The sequence below is a fragment of the Methanobrevibacter ruminantium M1 genome (assembly GCF_000024185.1).
In the GTDB taxonomy this organism is placed as follows: Archaea; Methanobacteriota; Methanobacteria; order Methanobacteriales; family Methanobacteriaceae; genus Methanobrevibacter; species Methanobrevibacter ruminantium.
Window position 1 is genome coordinate 2,681,828 of sequence record NC_013790.1, and the last position, 18,997, is coordinate 2,700,824.

General features: G+C 33.4%; 15 protein-coding genes. 11 read left to right on the forward strand and 4 right to left on the reverse strand.

From position 1 onward, the window contains the following. Nucleotides 1–82: 82 nt before the first annotated feature. A complete protein-coding gene (locus MRU_RS10405; RefSeq protein ID WP_012956866.1) occupies nucleotides 83–646 on the forward strand; it encodes a DNA-3-methyladenine glycosylase I in 564 nt (187 codons plus the stop codon). A gap of 65 nt (nucleotides 647–711) precedes the next feature. Beyond that, complete coding sequence (locus MRU_RS10410; protein WP_012956867.1) at nucleotides 712–1,188, forward strand: DUF2115 family protein; 477 nt, start codon at nucleotides 712–714, stop codon at nucleotides 1,186–1,188. A gap of 148 nt (nucleotides 1,189–1,336) precedes the next feature. On the opposite strand, the gene MRU_RS10415 is transcribed toward MRU_RS10410, so the two are convergent. From MRU_RS10415 to MRU_RS10420, 4 genes are all read right to left on the reverse strand, one after another. Beyond that, on the reverse strand, nucleotides 1,337–2,344 hold the full coding sequence (locus tag MRU_RS10415) for an ArsA family ATPase (RefSeq protein WP_012956868.1): 1,008 nt from the start codon (nucleotides 2,342–2,344) through the stop codon (nucleotides 1,337–1,339). 318 nt (nucleotides 2,345–2,662) lie between these two features. Beyond that, entirely contained in the window at nucleotides 2,663–2,794 is a 132-nt protein-coding gene (locus tag MRU_RS12215; RefSeq protein ID WP_012956869.1) for a hypothetical protein, read from the reverse strand. A 66-nt stretch (nucleotides 2,795–2,860) separates the two neighbouring features. Next, nucleotides 2,861–3,010, reverse strand: coding sequence for a hypothetical protein (locus MRU_RS11970; protein WP_012956870.1), 150 nt, complete (start codon nucleotides 3,008–3,010; stop codon nucleotides 2,861–2,863). Nucleotides 3,011–3,025: 15 nt separating this feature from the next. Continuing rightward, on the reverse strand, nucleotides 3,026–3,787 hold the full coding sequence (locus MRU_RS10420; protein ID WP_012956871.1) for a hypothetical protein: 762 nt from the start codon (nucleotides 3,785–3,787) through the stop codon (nucleotides 3,026–3,028). A gap of 1,133 nt (nucleotides 3,788–4,920) precedes the next feature. On the opposite strand from MRU_RS10420, the gene MRU_RS10425 reads away from it, so the two are divergent. From MRU_RS10425 to MRU_RS10465, 9 genes are all read left to right on the forward strand, one after another. After that, complete coding sequence (locus tag MRU_RS10425) at nucleotides 4,921–6,000, forward strand: molybdopterin-dependent oxidoreductase (RefSeq protein ID WP_012956872.1); 1,080 nt, start codon at nucleotides 4,921–4,923, stop codon at nucleotides 5,998–6,000. Between the two features lie 13 nt (nucleotides 6,001–6,013). Then, nucleotides 6,014–7,168, forward strand: a complete 1,155-nt coding sequence (locus tag MRU_RS10430; RefSeq protein WP_012956873.1) for a Coenzyme F420 hydrogenase/dehydrogenase, beta subunit C-terminal domain — start codon at nucleotides 6,014–6,016, stop codon at nucleotides 7,166–7,168. A gap of 15 nt (nucleotides 7,169–7,183) precedes the next feature. Further along, nucleotides 7,184–7,585 carry a hydrogenase iron-sulfur subunit gene (locus MRU_RS10435; RefSeq protein ID WP_012956874.1) on the forward strand — a complete coding sequence of 134 codons (402 nt, stop codon included), beginning with the start codon at nucleotides 7,184–7,186 and terminating at the stop codon, nucleotides 7,583–7,585. A gap of 1,327 nt (nucleotides 7,586–8,912) precedes the next feature. Next, nucleotides 8,913–11,786 carry a leucine--tRNA ligase gene (gene leuS / locus MRU_RS10440; protein ID WP_012956875.1) on the forward strand — a complete coding sequence of 958 codons (2,874 nt, stop codon included), beginning with the start codon at nucleotides 8,913–8,915 and terminating at the stop codon, nucleotides 11,784–11,786. An 811-nt stretch (nucleotides 11,787–12,597) separates the two neighbouring features. Then, entirely contained in the window at nucleotides 12,598–13,935 is a 1,338-nt protein-coding gene (gene glnA, locus MRU_RS10445) for a type I glutamate--ammonia ligase (protein ID WP_048812526.1), read from the forward strand. A gap of 583 nt (nucleotides 13,936–14,518) precedes the next feature. Continuing rightward, on the forward strand, nucleotides 14,519–15,436 hold the full coding sequence (locus MRU_RS10450) for a glutamine amidotransferase (protein WP_012956877.1): 918 nt from the start codon (nucleotides 14,519–14,521) through the stop codon (nucleotides 15,434–15,436). Nucleotides 15,437–15,631: 195 nt separating this feature from the next. Further along, nucleotides 15,632–16,279: a GltB/FmdC/FwdC-like GXGXG domain-containing protein gene (locus MRU_RS10455; protein ID WP_012956878.1), complete on the forward strand. Its 648-nt coding sequence runs from the start codon at nucleotides 15,632–15,634 to the stop codon at nucleotides 16,277–16,279. Nucleotides 16,280–16,290: 11 nt separating this feature from the next. Beyond that, nucleotides 16,291–17,385, forward strand: a complete 1,095-nt coding sequence (locus MRU_RS10460) for a Coenzyme F420 hydrogenase/dehydrogenase, beta subunit C-terminal domain (protein ID WP_012956879.1) — start codon at nucleotides 16,291–16,293, stop codon at nucleotides 17,383–17,385. Beyond that, nucleotides 17,385–18,872 (forward strand): glutamate synthase-related protein, encoded by a 1,488-nt coding sequence (locus tag MRU_RS10465; protein ID WP_012956880.1) that lies wholly within the window; start codon nucleotides 17,385–17,387, stop codon nucleotides 18,870–18,872. The genes MRU_RS10460 and MRU_RS10465 overlap by 1 nt, the downstream gene beginning before the upstream one ends. The last annotated feature ends 125 nt before the right edge of the window (nucleotides 18,873–18,997 follow it).

Genomic DNA, 18,997 nt, shown 5'->3' on the forward strand with positions numbered 1-18,997 from the left:
ATATTTTTAAATAATTAAATTTATAATCAAATATAAATCTAAGAAATTCTTAAGAATTCCAAATTAAATTTAAAGTGATTTTATGAGCAAAAAAAGATGTCCATGGGCAGAAGATGTAGAGGAAATCTATGTGAAATACCATGATGAGGAGTGGGGAGTTCCCACCTATGACGATAGGGAGCTCTTTGAAATGCTCGTGCTTGAATCATTTCAGGCAGGACTTTCATGGATAACCATTCTTAAAAAAAGAGATAACTTTAAAGAGGCATTTGATAATTTTGATGTAGTTAAAGTAAGTGAATATGACGATGCAAAGGTAGAGGAGCTTAGAAACAATGCAGGAATCATTAGGCATAAGGGAAAGATCAATTCTGCCATAAACAATGCAAATGTCTTTATTGAAATTCAAAATGAGTTCAAATCATTCTCAAACTACATTTGGGGCTTTACAGACAATAAGGTTCTAAAGGATACGGAAGAAAACTATAAGACAAATTCTCCATTATCCGATAAGATAGCTAAGGACCTTAAAAAAAGAGGAATGAAATTTGTTGGAACAACCATTATCTACTCTTATTTGGAAGCAATTGGAGTGATAGACAATCATATCCATGAATGCTTTAAATACAAAGAGGAAAGTGATTAAAAGATAATTAAACATCAAATAATATTAAAATAATTTAAATCAAATAAAATATTTGAGGGATTGTAATGAAGTCATCAGTGCTTTTAGAGGAAATTAAAGAGAATATTCAAAATTATGATATTGATCATATAAAAGAAAACCTTAAAAAAGAGGATATAAATCCAATATCAAAACAGGTTTCTGAGTTTAACTTGAAAAATTATGATGAAATAATGGAAACAAAGATATCTGAGGAAGATGATTTTGAAATAAGTGATGAAATGATATATTCAATGAAAAATGAAATAGATTTGTTCTTTAAAGGATGCTCACCTGAAAGCGAAGACTCCTTTAAAAAGTTCATTGAATCAATTTGCTTATATTTAAGCCTTATTGCTAAAAAACCATTGCATCCAGTTGGAATGGATTTTAAAAACGGCAATACAGTCCATGAAGAGATTGAAGATGGAAATACTGTTTATTATTGCGATTTAAAAGAATACTTTGGCAAGCAAGAAAAGGATTACTATACTTGTAAATTTTGCGTTTGTAAAACAGTTTAAATTAAAAATAGACAACATATAAATAAAATCTAGATAAAATAAGAATAAACAATAAACTTAATTAAAAAAAATAAAATTTAATAAAAATAATGAAACAGTGCAAAAAAAGTTTAAAAAAGAAAATAATGAAGATTTATAAGTAAAGCAACTATAACTGAATCACACTTGCTTCAACTTCATCATTATCTTTTCCTTCATATAAGATTTCAGCTAGTTTTAAAAGCTTTTCCTTACCTTTTACTTCATCCTTGAATAAAGGAACTTGAGCTACGACCTGGTCAGAGAACTTTTGATCAATGAGAGCCAATCTTTTTTGCTGAAGCATATACCTTGAATGACAGAAGTCACAGTCTGAAATATCTGGCATGACCTGATTTACAATTATGCTGTCAGTTGTAATGTCATATTTGTTTAATGCCTCAATTGCCCTTTCAGATTCATAAATAGACATTTCCTCTGGAATTACAACCATCTTGAATGTAGTTCTATCGGGGTCAGACAATACTGCCTTTGCCTCATTAATCTGCTTTTTAGTCTCTTCCAACTCCTGAGAGGATTGGATATCATTTTCAGCATCCATAAATGGAATGATATTCTTAAGAGCGCTTGCAGCAGCCCCTAACTTGGATCTTGCCTTCATAAGCTTTCCAACCCAAGAGTCCATGACTTCAGGGAAGGACAATAGCCTAAGGGTGTGTCCTGTTGGCGCAGTATCAAAGACAACAACATCATATTCATTGGAAGTCATCACAGATAAAAATACTTCAAATGCTGCAGCCTCATCTGCTCCAGGGGATGCAGAAGCCAAATCCATCTGTTCACCTAGAAAATCAAGACCCAACAATTGGTCTGCAGTTGCCATGGATTTCTGGCTTTCAAGAGCCCTTTGCTTTTCTTCCATAGCCTTGTCCGGGTCAATTTCAACAGCATAGAGATTTTCACAGATCTCTACAGGATAATGGCCTATCTTTGTCTCAAGTGAGTCAGATAATGAATGAGCAGGATCAGTTGATACAATCAATGTTTTCTTGCCTTGTTTTGCTAGCCATAAAGCAGTGGCAGATGAAATTGATGTCTTTCCAACTCCACCTTTTCCGCCTACAAAAATAAAGGTAGTTTCTCCTTGTTTAAATTTAAATATGTCTTTAAATGCCATATTAATTCTCCATAAAATTGAATTAATTAATCTTTTTCTAAATTAAATTATTAAAACTTTTAGTAACAATAAGTTATTTTATTCTTATAGTTTATAAACTTTGCCTTTTAATAACAAGATAAGAATTAAAATATTAGAATGAAATATCAATTGAAAAAGATTGTTATATAATGGCCTAAAATAAAATATAAGAAAATAATAGAAATATAATTCAATGCCATTAAAGAAAAAATTAATAGATAGAATGAGAAATTAAGTAAAAAAAATAAAAAATCTTTTAAAATTAAATCAAAAAGAGTAAAAATTTTATAATAAGAATTAATAATCCAAATATTTTCTATATTTATTTTGAAGAATATTATTTTCTATTTTTTCCACTACTTCTTCTATGAATTCATCCCTAATTCTATTTGAATAAAATTTCTCTTCTGGTATTTCTTCAACAAACATTTAAACCTCCTCAAAATAAAAAAAAGTTTTTGAAAATAATAATAAGATAAAGAAAAGAAAAAATTATTAGTTTCTAGGAATATCCAATAATTGATAAATATCTTCCATCTCTTCATCAGTTATCTTATTATCTACCACATCCAAAAGTTCTCTTATAAATTCTTCTCGATTGCGGTATGTGGAAAATTGATCTTCAACTCGCTCTTCATAAAACATCTGAAAACCTCATGTTTAAAAATCTAAAGCACCCACTTCTTTGTGTTCCTTTCCCCAGTTCAATTCAAGGGCATAAACATTATCTAAAATGCCCATATTCTTCTTATCAAGCATTACGATACTTCCATTATTCAAAAATCCAATTTCAGTATCCTGCCCTACACCTTGCATTACTTCAGCATTCTTTTTTGCTTTGTAAACATTGTACAATGTAGTTCTCAAATCATCTTTTTTTGAATGTTTTTGGAACATAAGAGTGTTTTGAGCTTGAATAGAACCTGAACCAATAGTATGAAAATTAATACGATTAAAATTTCCAATTCCATAATCGGACACTTCAGCAATTCTAGCCTTATTGTTCTCAAATCCCATTAAAAGGATTGCAGATTCTAATTTTGTTTTTGCAATTTTCTTTAAAATAGCCGCTTGGAAATCATTTGTAATCGGACCTTTTAAAATATCTCTTATGAAATCCAAATCAATAGAATAAACATCTAAAATTTCTTTTTCAATAATGTTTAACCTCTTTTCCTTAAACTTTTCCTCGAATATATCAAGGATTTCAGAAAAACTATTTTCAGAATAATCTTCATCAAAGAAATAATCCATCAATAAGGCATTGCCAGCCATCATTCCAACAACATTTTCATTAAGAACGTTGTATTTATTTATACTGTGTTCAAATTGCCCTAATCCAGTAGTAATCATATGATCCACAGCAAAAACAATATGCTCTTCATTGTTCTCAGTACAAATTGCAGATATACAAATTGTCATCTTTTTACTCCATTTATTTCTTAAAATATTTAACCATTTTGTATTAAATTGCATAATAGAAAACAATTTAATACGCTAATCTTTTAAGATTAGAGCAAAATAGCTCTTAAAAACTCCTTAAATTTATATTAATCTGCAAAATTAAAAAAAATATTTTTAAATATGTTTAAATAAAAATAAACTTATTAAAAACATTTCAACTGTTGAACACCATATAATAATTTGTCCTATAACTAAATAAAGCTTTTTTAAGAGCGTTTGAAAACTAATCGAAATGAACAAAATCATAGTTATTTTTCATAAAACTTGATAAACTTTTATCAAAATTTTAAAAAACTGAATGGGTATAAAAAAATTGAAAAATAAAAATTGACCTGAGATAAGAAGAAGCCTGTAGCGTCGAGATAAATATCTGAGGGAAATAAAAATCTGCCCAAGAAAAATATCTGCAAATATCTAAAAATCATAAAAAATTTCATTAAAGATTCTTCTTAAATAGAATATGAAAGGCAAAACAATGAAAATTCTTTTTTAAAAGAATAATAATACTAATTTGAAAATAAGTATTACTTAATACTAATTTTAAAAAAAGTATTACTAAAAAATAAAAGAAAAAATATTTAGTTTTAATACAAACAAACTTAAAAAAATAGGCAAAATCCGATAATAAAAATTTAGACAAAAACTAATTTTAATTAAAAGCATATGAATTTAGAAAAAGTTTATTGCTTGAATGTAGAAAAAATAACAGTTATGATTAGATTATTACTTAAACAAAAAACTTAATGCTAAATGAATAAAATAAAAATCGATGCAACTTAACCCATCATATAATGCAAATAAACAATCTTATAAAAGAAAACACGAAATAAACCATTCTAAGAGCCTTTAACTATACTCAACAAATAATAATATTTATATAGTTATTACTAAAGATATAATATCGTTATTTATACATATAAATAACGTTTATTAGTTTAAAAACAGTTTTAATGTATTAGAACCATTTATTCTTTAAAATAAAGGCTTAGAAACACTTAACGTTTTTAACTAATATGGAGATACTTGATTCTTAATTTTAGGTAATTTATAATTATTGGATAAATTAAGAATAAATTTTGGAGAGATATTTTATGTTAGAAATCAAACATACAATATGCCCTTCATGTTCTGTAGGATGTGGATTAAACATTGTCTCCAAAGACGGAGCAGTGGTAGGAACCTATCCTTACAAAAGACATCCTATAAATGAAGGAAAAAATTGTTCTAATGGTCGTGGTTCCATTTTGCAATTTGAAAATAAGATCAATGCTCCTTCATTGGTACAGAATGGAGAGCTTGTTGAATCAGATGCTGATTCCATCATTGCAGCAATCAAAAAGGAATTGGATGCAATCGATGCAAGCGAACTCGCAATCATCTGTTCCGACAAGAACACCAATGAGGAAATTGATGCTATTAAAAAATTCGCAGAAGATTTCGGAACCGATAAAATCGGATTTTACGGATATAATTTCCCTAAATTTTCCGGAGAAATAGCAAATTATAATGATATCAATAACGCTAAATTCATTTTAGCAATTGGTGACATCTATGGAGAAAATCCTTTAGCAGCTAGAAGAATTGTTTTAGCTAAAGACAAGGAAGCAAAATTCTTTAACATAGATGACGTTGAAAAATCCATAACTGCTTTAAACGCTGACGAATACATCCAATTTAGTGATAAGGCAACTTTTGCTGACGCTATCGCATCTGTAAAAGGAGAGCTTAACGAAGAAGCTGTAATTGTCTTAAACAAAATTGCAGATGCTGAAGACTTTAAATTAGTTGAAGATTTAGCAAGCGAAACCGGCGCTAAATTACTCCCTATTTTAAACGGTCCAAACAGCAAAGGAGCTATGGATAAAATAGACCCATTAACCAAAGATGAAATTATAGACCTAATTGACGGCTCAAAAGTACTTATTGTCGTAAACGATAACTTATTAGACTATTTATCTGAAAGTGACATTAAAGGAAAAGCATTCATTGCAAATATTTCCAATTTCGAAGACGAATTCACCAAATTTTCCAACGTAGTATTACCTGGAAAAGCTTGGGTGGAAAAAGAAGGAACTTTCACCAATGCTGAAGGCTTGACCCAAAGCTTTGCTGCATCTGCAGACTTAGGTGAAGGATTAAGCGAAATTGAAATATTCGAGAAACTTGCTTAATATCGGTGATAACATGAGTGAAAATTTAATGCTTGCAAAAAGTAAAGAAAATGAAATAACTGATAGCGGAGCATGTGGGGGAGCTGTAAGTTCTATTTTTCAATATCTATTAAGCCAGGGAATTGTAGACGGAGTATTAACTCTTAACAAAGGCGAAGATGTATATGACGGTATCCCAAGACTCTTAACCGATGCTAGTGAAGTAATCGAAACTTGCGGTTCATTACATTGTGCTCCTACAATGGTTGGAGATTTAATTTCCAGTTTTTTAAGCGATCAAAAAATAGCTGTTGCAGTAAAACCTTGTGATGCAAAAGCTGTTAACGAATTGGTTAAAAGACACAGAATCAATCCTGAAAACATCATAACTATCGGTTTAAACTGTGGAGGAACTGTAAGACCAGAGACTGCACAGGAAATGATAGAAAAATTCTATGAAGTTGACCCTGCTGACGTTGTAAAAGAAGAAATCGATAAAGGTAAATTTATCATTGAAATGGCAGACGGAAGCGAAAAGGGAATCAAGATCGATGACTTGGAAGATGAAGGCTACGGACGTCGTGACAACTGTCAAAGATGTGAACTTAAAGTTCCACGTAATGCAGACCTTGCATGTGGTAACTGGGGTAGTGAACCTGGCTGGACCTTTGTGGAAGTCAATACCGAAAAAGGTAATGAAATAATCGAAGGCGCTAAGGCTGAAGGCTTCATTGAAACCAAAGACCCATCCGAAAAGGCTCTTGAAATGAGAGGCAAAGTTGAAAACATCATGATCAAGATGGGTAAGAGGAACACTAAAAAACAGTTAGAAGACGAAGCTTTAACTTTAGAGGAATGGGAAAACCAATGGAACAAATGTATCAAATGTTTCGCATGCAGAGACGTTTGTCCAATATGCTGGTGTCATGAATGTGAACTTGAAAAGTCATACTTTAAGGATGACGGACAAGCTCCACCTGATCCATTAAGCTTCCATGGTGTAAGATTATCCCATATGAGTCCAAGCTGTGTAAATTGTGGTCAATGTGACGATGTATGTCCAATGGAAATTCCAGTATCTAAACTATTCCACAAATTGCAAGTGAAATATGAAGGTCAGACTGGATATGTTGCTGGTGTCGGCGATGAAAAACCTCCATTATACAGTCCACAAAAAGAAAACTTTTAATAGGAGTTGATTATTATGGCAGACGATATTAAAATAGTAGGTTTTTGTTGTAATTGGTGTTGTTACGGTGGTGCAGATACTGCAGGTACCGCACGTATGCAATATCCTCCTAATATAAGAATTATAAGAGTTATGTGTTCTGGTAGAATCAATCCTTCTATGGTCTTTAAAGCATTTAGAGAAGGAGCTGATGGTGTATTCGTAGGCGGATGCCACATCGGAGACTGTCACTACGACGCTGGAAACTACAAATGGAATAGAAGAGCATTGATGACTAAAGATATTATTGAGGAATTTGGAATTGACAAGGAAAGATTCAGATTCGAATGGATCTCAGCTTCCGAAGGTGAAAAGTTCCAAAGAACCATGAAAGAATTTTATAATACCATTAGTCAACTTGGCCCAAGAAACAAATAATTATTATATTTTTACGGAAAGATTTAAAATGAATCTTTTAAAATGAATTTCTTAAAAAAGCTTTTTAAAAAGGAAACTTTTATTATAAAAGATGGAATTTGAAAAAACTTTTAAAAAGAAAACTCTTAAAATAACACGTTTAAGAGATTTTAAAAGAAGATTTTTAAAAAGACGGTTGAACAATTAAAACAATAAAATAAAAGATTTTGTATAAGTTTTTATTATTCTTAGAATAATAATGTATATACTTCGAAAAGGAGAATTAGTGCTTCTTATAGAAGTTGACCATATTATAAAGGGAATAAAACATCTAGAAAGCTATACAACAAAACATCCAAAAAAAGTTCTCTAAAATCAAATATTGGGAAGATTTAATAACTCAAATCAAATCATAAATTTAAATTAATTCTTTCAAATCAATTTATATTTAATACCCGCCGTATTATTTATATCTACAATTAGTTTAAATCATTAAATCTTCTAAACCTAAATAGCTCATAATTAAGTGTTAAATTAAGTTTTCTTAATTTAATAACTTAATTATTTTTTTAAAACCTTATTAAATTATTAAAATCTAATAAGAATTACTACTTTTAAAACCCTATTAAAAATCAGAAATTAATAAGAATTACTGTTTTTTTAAAAGTTTATTAAAAATTAAAGTTTAATAAAATTGCTGTTTTTTTAAAACTTTACTAAATATGAAAATTTAATAAAAATTATTAATATTCATATGAGTTGAACTTATAAAAACTGTTGAATACATATGAATTAATAATTCCCCATTGAATACTTGTTTTTAATATATTGTTTGTACTATATTAAACTATTTATTATCTTTTGAACAAATCATAATACGATTTCTTAAAAAAATTTGTTATTATCAACAAGAAGTAATACTTTCTTTAATATTTCCCCATAATAGTAATACTTTAGCTAAAAAATACATACTATTGTCAGAATATTTATTATAATCGGTTTTTTTAAAAAATTGCTAAAAATTGCTATAAAAATACTAAAAAAAATTAGCAAAATCACAACTGAAAATAGTTGAAATAAACCACTAAAATAACTACTAAAATAACTACTAAAAAAACAATTTTTAAAAACAATTCTCCAAAATGACTGGGAAATGAAACTTACTAAAATGAAAATTTTATATTAAATAAAAATAAAAATATAAATCAGTATAATTTATCAATAATATTATAGCACTTGCAATAGCAAGACTATAATAATAAATTATCTTAAAATCTATAAATTAAATTTATAAAAATCAATTCAACTATGATTTATACTTATTTAAAATTATCAAAATGGTGATTTAGTGACTAATAATGAAATAGAAAAGAAATGGCAGAAAAAATGGGCTGACGCTAAGCTATTTCAATCAGATCCAAATGAAAAAGAAAAATTATTCTTAACAGTAGCTTATCCATACCCAAGTGGTGCAATGCACATAGGCCACGGTAGAACATACACCGTACCTGATGTATTTGCAAGATTTAAAAGAATGGAAGGCTACAATGTATTATTCCCTATGGCATGGCACGTAACCGGTGCACCGGTCATAGGTATTGCAGATAGAATAAAGAGAAAAGATCCATGGACCCTTGACTTGTACGAAAGAGTACACAAGGTTCCTCATGACACTCTTCCAAGCCTCGAAGACCCAATTAACATTGTAAAATACTTCAGTAATGAATATCACACTGTAATGGATGATATGGGCTATTCAATCGATTGGAGAAGAGAATTCAGAACTATCGACCCTACATACAAGAAATTCATCACATGGCAAGCTAAAAAGCTTAAGTCCCTTGGGCTAATCAAGCAAGGGGAGCACCCTGTTAAATATTGCCCTCACGATGAGAACCCTGTAGGCGACCACGACCTTCTCGAAGGGGAAGGCGTAGGTGTAAACGAGCTTACATTGATTAAGTTTGAAGTGGAGCCTGGATTATACATAGTCCCTGCAACATTCAGACCTGAAACTATCTTTGCAGCAACCAACGTATGGCTAAACCCAGAGGTTCACTATATTGAAGTTGAAGTAAAAACAGGTGCAAATGCAAGAGAAAAATGGATAATAAGCAATGAAGCATTCTTAAATCTATCAAATCAACATGATTTGGAGATTGTTGGAGACATTGACCCTAAGCCATTAATCGGCAAATATGTCAAAAACCCACTTAACGGAGAGCCATTGCCAATATTCCCTGCAAGCTTTGTAGACCCTGAATATGGTTCAGGTACAGTATTTTCAGTACCTGCTCACGCTCCTGCAGACTATATTGCACTTAGAGACCTTAAGGAAAACGAAGAGCTAATCAAAGACTTCGATATAAAAGAAGAGGTAGCTAAAGCAGAGCCATTGAATGTTGTTACCGTAGAAGGATATGGAGAGTTCCCTGCTGTTGAAGTTGTTGAAAGGATGGGTATCGAAAACCAAAACGACCCTAAGGTACAGGATGCAACTGACGAGCTATACAAGGCAGAGCACAGCAAAGGATACATAAGCGACCATATCGAAAAATATGCAGGAAAAAGAGTCGCATTCATAAGAGATGAAATCAAGGCAGACATGATTGAAGCAGGAAGCGCAGACATAATGTACGACTTTGCAGAGAGACCAGTCATCTGCAGATGCGGAAACAAATGTGTTGTCAAGGTCATGGATGACCAATGGTTCATAAGATACGGCGATGAGGAATGGACTGAAAAGACCCAAAAGGTCTTAGCACAAGAGACAATTATCCCAGAAGAGATACGCTCAAACTTCGAATACTATCTCGATTGGCTTGACGACTGGGCATGCTCCAGAAGGGTAGGTCTTGGAACAAGAGTCCCTTGGGACGACCAATGGCTTATTGAGCCTTTATCCGACTCTACAATGTACATGTCCTACTATACAATAGCCAAATACCTTAAGGATATGGACCCTGAAGACTTAAATGAAGCATTCTTTGAAAAGGTCTTCTTAGGTGTAGACAGCGATGAAATCACAGTCCCTGAAGAGACAGTAAACCAAATCCAAGAGGAATTCAACTACTGGTACCCATTAGACTGGAGATTATCTGCAAAGGACCTTGTCGGAAACCACTTAAGCTTCCTTATGTTTACCCATGCAGCAATATATCCTGAGGAAAAATGGCCTAAAGGAACTGTAGTCTTCGGTATGGGACTTCTTGAAGGAAATAAGATGTCATCCTCCAAAGGAAACGTCATTCTCCTTGCAGATGCTATCGAACAGTACAGCGCAGATGTGGTAAGGCTTTTCCTTATGGCATCAGCAGAACCATGGCAAGACTTTGACTGGAGAGAAAAAGAGGTCAGAGGAACCCAAAGAAGACTTGAATGGTTTAGAGAGTTTGCACAAAAGGTAGAAGACATAAAAGGAGAAAAGCTAGACCTATCCAATATTGAAGAAGTGCCTTTAGAACGCAGCATCGACAAATGGATGATAAATCAATTGAACATACACATCAAGGAAGCAACTGAAGCCCTTGAAGTATTCCAAACAAGACAAGCACTCCAACATGCTTTGTTCCTACTTAAAAAAGACTTAGACCACTATCTTTACAGAGTTCAAGACCTTATTGAAGCAAAGGACCCTGCAGTAATCTATGTCTTAAGCACATTGCTCAGCAATTGGATAAGATTGCTTGCTCCATTTACTCCACACACCTCAGAAGAGCTTTGGAGCAAATATGGCGGTGAAGGATTTGTATCATTTGCTAAATGGCCAGAGTACAACGAAGATCTAATCAGCAAGGAAATAGAAAGGTCCGAGTCCCTTGTTCAAAACATAGTAAAAGACATAAACGAAATCAAGAACATTGTAGACACAGACCCAGAAAAGATACACTTATACCTTGCTCCAGAATGGAAATGGGAGCTATATAAGATAGCTGATGAAGTTGGAAAACCAGACATCGGCCAAATCATGGGCAAGGCCATAAAGGCAGACATTTATGATAACAAAAAGGAAATCGCCAATGTAGCAAAAAGAATTTCAAAAGAAATGATTAAGACAAGATACATTGGTAAGATTGATGAAGAGACTATCTTAAATGATGCAAAAGACTTCATTGAAAGTGAGGTAGGTTCAGAGATTGTTATTCATACTGATGACAGCTATGATCCTCAGAATAAGGCAAGAAATGCTATGCCTTATAAGCCTGCTATTTTTATGGAATGAACCAAGCTTTTTGAGCCTTCGGCTCAAAAACCTTGACCAAAAATTTTATTTTTTGAACTCATAGATGGACGGCAATAAAAAAGTACTTCCAATTGGAGGATAATAAAAATAAACAAGCAAAATAAATTTGTTAAATAGCTATTAAACAATAGCTATTCCTTTCTCTTTTTTAAATAAATAAAATAATTAATATAAGAAACTATTTTTAATATTCTTTTTTTTCTTTTTTAAATAAATAAAATAATTAATATAAGAAACTATTTTTAAAAATAATTACAATACATATACTCATTAATATTTTAATATATTATGAAACAGTTTTATTATGAAACTAATTTTATTATGAAACTAATTTTAAAAAAAATGACTTTACCAATCGGCAAAAAATCAAAACTTTGGCAAATTTATAGATATTTTTTGCCGGCATGGAAATAACCAACCATGTATACCAATGCTCTTTTTTGTACATTAATAACATTTTTTGAAATATTTTAATTAAGCTATCTATAGTGCTTCTTTTAATTATATTTAATTTCACCACCACTAATTAATAAATCATAATATCCACTAAGTGTATTTACTAATATTAAGTAAATATAAGCGAAAAATAAATAAAATAGTCATTTTAATTGGAATTTGAAATTTTTCTTTCATACAAAATATTTATATATCAAAAAATGCTAAACTATAAGTAGGAAGGAAACTTCCTTCCGACTATCAAAAAATCATATTCATTTAGTCAAAAGCATTTTCCACTTTCATAAAAATCCACTAAATGAAAAAAAATAAACTCGAAAAAGGATGTGAAAAAATGTCCGCAGACGATAAAAAACTAGACCAAATAATTAAGACAATCGAAGCAAATGACATAAAATTTTTGAGATTAGAACTCGCAGACATACACGGATTGCCAAAAAGCATGGCAGTTCCTCTTAAAAATGCAAATGATGTAGAAGACATAGTAAATGACGGATTATTATTTGACGGTTCATCTGTAGCAGGATTAGCTTCAATCAATGACAGTGACCTTCTTGCAAAACCAGACATAAACACCTTCTCAACCATCCCATGGAGACCTGAATCAAAAGGTACAAGCAGATTCATCTGTGACATATACACCACAGAAGGAACCCCTTATGATGGAGACCCAAGAGGAATCCTTAAGAAAACATTAGAAAAAGCTGAGAAAAGAGGATACCAATACAATGTAGGTCCAGAACCAGAATTCTTCATCATCAAAAAGGATGAAAACGGAAACTACGTCCCTGCAGACGAAGCTGAATACTTTGACGTAGAGCCATTAGACCAAGGAACAGACATCAGAAGAGAAATCGTATTCGGATTAGAAGAGTTAGGTTTCGATGTTGAAGTAAGCCACCACGAAGTGGCAGCAGGACAGCACGAAGTGGACTTCAAATATGCAGACGCTTTAAAAACAGCAGATGCAGTAATTACATTTAAGGAAGCTGTAAAAGCAGTGGCTAATAACTTAGGAGTTAAGGCTACTTTCATGCCAAAACCATTCATAGGAATCAACGGTAGTGGAATGCACTGTAACCAAAGTCTATTCAAGGATGGAGAAAACATCTTCTATGACCCAAACACTGAAACTCAAGTATCTCAAGAGGCTTTATACTTCATTGGAGGATTATTAAAACACGCACAAGCTTTATCAGCAATCTTATCCCCAACAGTTAACTCTTACAAACGTTTAGTCCCAGGTTATGAAGCACCATGCTACATAGCTTACGGATTTAAAAACAGATCAACCTTGCTCAGGATTCCTGCATCCCGTGGATTAGGTACAAGAATCGAATGCAGATCAGCTGACCCATCCTGTAACCCATACTTAGCATTTTCAGCATTGCTTGAAGCTGGTTTAGACGGTATGGACAATAAGCTCGACCCAGGAGAACCTACTGAAGAAAACTTATTCGCATTCTCCGAAGAGGAAATTGCTGAAAAAGGAATTTCCAACTTGCCAACAAGCTTATGGGAAGCATATCACGCATTAGAAGAAGATGATGTAATCATAGGCGCTCTTGGAGATAAGGTATTCAATCAATTCTACAATATCAAAAGAGCAGAATGGGATGCTTACAGAATCCAAGTATTCGACTATGAAAGAGATGAATACTTAAACGTATAGATTTAGTTTATTTGAAGAATTAATGGCCAAATATTATTAAAATATATTGGCCATTAATATTTATCATACGAATAAAGTACAAATATTCTTTTTAAAATACATTACTGTAAATATTTCCTTTAGTAGAACAATTGGCGGTTAATAAAACTTATTTTTTAAATTGACTGCCAACCCATTTTTAATTTTTTTTTTTAACTCTTTAAAAAAGAGACAATTTGAAGTTTGGAAGTTTTAAAAAAGGGATAACTAAGAGTTAAAAGGTTTTAAAAAAAGGGATAACTAAGAGTTAAAAGGTTTTAAAAAAAGGGATAACTAAGAATCAGGAGGTTTAAAAAAAGAGAACAAGAATAATAAAAAAAATTAATTAAAATAAACTGTTTTTAAAAATTAAGGCATATTGTAAAATTAAACCATATTAAAGTTATAAAGCTATATTAAAGCTATATTAAAGCTATATTAAAGGCATATAGTTATTTAAATATAAATTCATTAGGCATATGGAATTTATATTAACTTTTAAGGCATATGATAAATTTATTAATTTAAAATATGTGTATTCACCGATTATTTTGGAGGTAGAAAAATGTGTGGAATAGCAGGTGTAATATACAAAGATAAAAAAACTCACCCTGTAGGAGAAGCATTAACATCAATGCTTGAATCACTACAACACAGAGGCCCAGATTCAGCAGGATATGCTATCTACGGCAGCTTAGATTTTCCTGAAAATTATTATCAATTAAATATAGAAGTAAAAAGAAGAAGAGGAGCATTAGACAATTTAAAATCATTATTAAACCAAATCAGTCCAATATACGAAGAAGAAATAATTAAATCCGTAGGAGACTCAGATGTATATAAATGCAAAATAGCATTAGATGAATTCTCCCTTTTGCAACCATGGATAAGGGAAATAGACGAATTAGAAAATGTAAGGGTCATCAACGGATCACATTCATTTGAAATGATAAAGGACGTCGGAAAAGTAAAGGACATTGCAGAAAGATTTGACGTTCAAAGCAGAATGGGAACACATGGAATAGGACATACCCGTTTTGCAACAGAAAGTGGCGTAGACCGCTATCATGCACACCCATATCAAAGCTACATCATACCAGACATTACTGTAGTGCATAATGGACAAATCACCAATTATTGGAAAATAAGAGACCCATTAGAACGTAAAGGACACACTTTTGAATCATTTAACGATACAGAGTGCATCGTTCACTATATGGCAGACAAGCTTAATCAAGGCTATAAATTAGAAGAAGCCTTAGATCAAGCAGTGATTGACTTAGATGGGCCATTTTCAATATTGGTAGGAACACCTAACGGCATAGGCATTGCAAAGGACAAGCTTGGCCTTAGACCAGGAGTTATGGTAGAAACCGATGAAGTCTTTGCAATAGCTTCAGAGGAAATGGCATTGCATGATGTCACTGATTCTAATGAGATAGAACAGATAGCCCCAGGTGAAACAAGAGCTTACACCATATAATAAGGAGCCTTAATGAAAAGAGATAATAAAATAAGGGACTTATTCAAAACAAGCTCTTTAAAAAGGACTTTATGATAAATAAATCTTTATAAATATTTTATAAGGGTTTTATAATGAAATAATCTTATTTTAAGGAGAATTATACAAAAAAATAAGGACCTTATAAAAAGAAACAATGAATAAGGAGTCTTATCTATGAAAGAATACATCATTAATGCAAAAGATATGGAAGAGAAAGAATTAAACCGTGCTATAAAGGAACAGGCTGCACATCATGATAAACTCATTATTAACAATCCTGAATCAAGACACAATATTTGCGCAGGCTTAAGCGAAGATGTAGACATAGAAATCAACGGTTCTGCAGGATACTTTGTTGGAACCATGGTCAACGGACCAAAGATACACATCAACGGAAACGCAGGCTGGTTTGCCGGAGACAATATGACCAAAGGGGAACTTATCATCGAAGGCACAGCGGGAGACGGTGCAGGACAGGGAATCTATGGAGGAACCGTAATCGTAAAAGGAAGCACAGGCTCAAGAACTGGAGAGATCATGAAAGGAGGAACCGTAATCATTGGCGGAAACAGCGGATTCATGACCGGACTGCTTATGATGGGAGGAAAGCTCATCATTCTTGGAGATGTAACCGATGACGTCGGGGAATCAATCATGAGAGGAAGCATATATGTTCTTGGAGAGGTCAAAAGCCTTGGAAAAAACGCAATTATGGAAGAAACCACAGATGAAGATTTAAAGGATCTTGAAGAGACCCTGACAAAATACGGTTTTGAAGATATAGACTATTCAAACTTTAAAAAGATTGTAAATATTCAATAGGAGCTAATAAAATGAGTGAACATAAAATAGCAATGGTTGGAACACCATGTGAAATTATGGCAGCATCAAAACTGCAAGATTATACAGATAGCCCTATTGAGGTTAAATTGGGCTTATTCTGCATGGAGAACTTTTCATACAAATACTTTGTAAATTTCCTAAAGGAATATGACTTAAAGATGGATGACATTGAAAAGTTCCAAATTGACAAAGGATTCCTATTCCTAATACTAAAAACAAAGGAAACAGTGAAAATACCTTTATCAGTAGCTAAAAGGATAATCAGGAAAAACTGCAACATATGTGTTGAGCTTACATCTGAGACCTCTGATATCTCAATAGGTTCAATAGGTTCAGATGACGGCTGGTCAACATTGATTGTTAGAAGCGAAAAAGGAGAGGAAATAGTAAAGGGAGCAATTGAGCAAAGATTCATTGAAGTTGAAGAGCTAGAAGAATCCAAATTCCAACTGCTTAACAAACTTGCCCAAGGCAAAATAAACAGGAATCTGGAGCATATAGAACAAAGAGAATTCTTAGCAAGGCCTGTACTATACCAAAGGGAAAAGGACGACGATTCAATAAGCAAGGAAATCTCAGAATCTGACTTCTCTGACTTAAAGTCAAATGTCATAGACATTGGAGCATGCGTGCTCTGCGGAGCCTGCGAATATGCATGTCCGGATAACTTAATAATAATCGACGACACCAAACCTAGAATGAAAGGCCAATGCCCTCCAGACTGCCATGCATGCTTTGCAGTATGTCCAAGGACATTCATAGAGGAACACTTAAGAAATGACAATGAAAAGCCAATCGGAGACTATATAAATGTCTATACAGTTAGATCCCTTAAGCATAGCCAAGGTCAAGACGGTTCAATCGTCACTACAATTCTAGACTATCTTTTAAGCAATGAGATTGTAACAGAAGCCCTTATTGTTGATAAGAAAGACGATTTAGCTTGGAAACCTTACGCAAAGCTAACAAAGGACATAGACCAAGTCGTAAAATCAGGAGGAACCAAATATTCTGTATGTCCTGTATTCAAGCCACTAAAAGAAATTAATGAGGAATCATCAACTACAGAAGAGGGGGTTAACTAATGTCATTCACTGTTGAAAGGAAAATAGAAATATGCAGGCAGAACAATGACAGGCCAGGTTGCTGCTGGTATTTATGTGACAATCCAAACAAGTCAGCATGTAAGAACTGTTATAGCTGCTATTCTAACTGCCCTCACGGCGTATATGAGGTAATCAATGACGAACCACTCCCAATACATCAGGAAAACTGTGTAGGATGCAAGATCTGTGAAGAGATGTGTCCGACACATGCTATCTATGTAAGGCCTTTAGTGGATGAGGGAAGGGGAATATGGTCAAACTCAACCATGGTTGAAATCAAGCGTAAAAGCCAGACCGGTTCATATAAGGTCCGTGGATGCGGACTTACCCGAAGAATACCAAGCTTTGACGACTTGAGCATATTGCCTGCACAGGTATCAAGGCCACCAATAGACTCATACAGGGAAACATGCAAGACATCAGTAGTCCTTGGAGACCGTTTTGCAGAAAACCCAATTGAAATTGACACTCCAATCATGATTGGAGCAATGTCATTTGGTGCTTTAAGTAAAGAGGCAAAGATAGCATTGGCTATTGGAAGCAGCAAAGTCGGTTCAATAACAAACACCGGAGAAGGAGGAATGCTTCCAGAGGAAAGGCATTATGCAGACAAGCTCATTGCACAGTATGCATCAGGCCGTTTCGGTGTTTCAGCAAGCTACCTGAACAATGCAGAGGCTGTTGAGATAAAGATAGGCCAAGGCGCAAAGTCCGGTATGGGAGGACACCTTCTTGCCCATAAGGTAACTGCAGAGGTTGCAAGGGTTAGAAACATTCCGGAAGGAACCTCAGCATTAAGCCCTGCAAGACACATGGATATCGTAGGTCCGGAAGACTTAGGAATGAAAATCAATCAGCTAAGGGAAATCACAGACTGGAAAGTGCCAATCATCGTTAAATTCGCATCTGGAAGAGTGGAGCAGGACGTAAAGATTGCAGCAAAGGCTGGCGCAGACATAATTGTAGTTGACGGTATGCAAGGAGGAACCGGAGCAGGCCCTGAAGTTGTTACAGAGCATGCGGGAATCCCTACAATTGAAGCTATCGTTAAGGCTGACGACGCCCTTAAGGAGATAAACCTAAGAAGCGAAGTAAGCCTAGTTGCTGCCGGAGGAATAAGATCCGGAGCTGACGTTGCAAAAGCAATAGCTTTAGGTGCCGATGCTGTATATGTTGCTACATCAGCACTTATTTCAATAGGATGTAAGGTCTGTCAATCCTGTTCAGAAGGAATATGTCCTAAAGGAATTGCAACACAGGACAGAGCCCTTAGAAGAAGATTGGATCCTATAAGAAAAGGTCAGCAAGTTGCTAACTATATTGAGGCTATGACACAGGAGGTTACTTCATTAACCCAACAGGCAGGAAACACTGACATAGAGAATCTTGAACGTCAAGACCTTGTAGCATTGACTATGGAAGCTTCTCAATTGACTGGAGTGCCTATGGTAAGCCAAAGATATTAGTGGCTAAAAGGGAGCTAACTAAGGAAGCTAACTAAGGAAGCTAACTAAGGAAGCTAACTAAGGAAGCTAACTAAGGAAGCTAGTAGATAAAAAGAATTTTAAGATAAACGGGTATAATACATGAA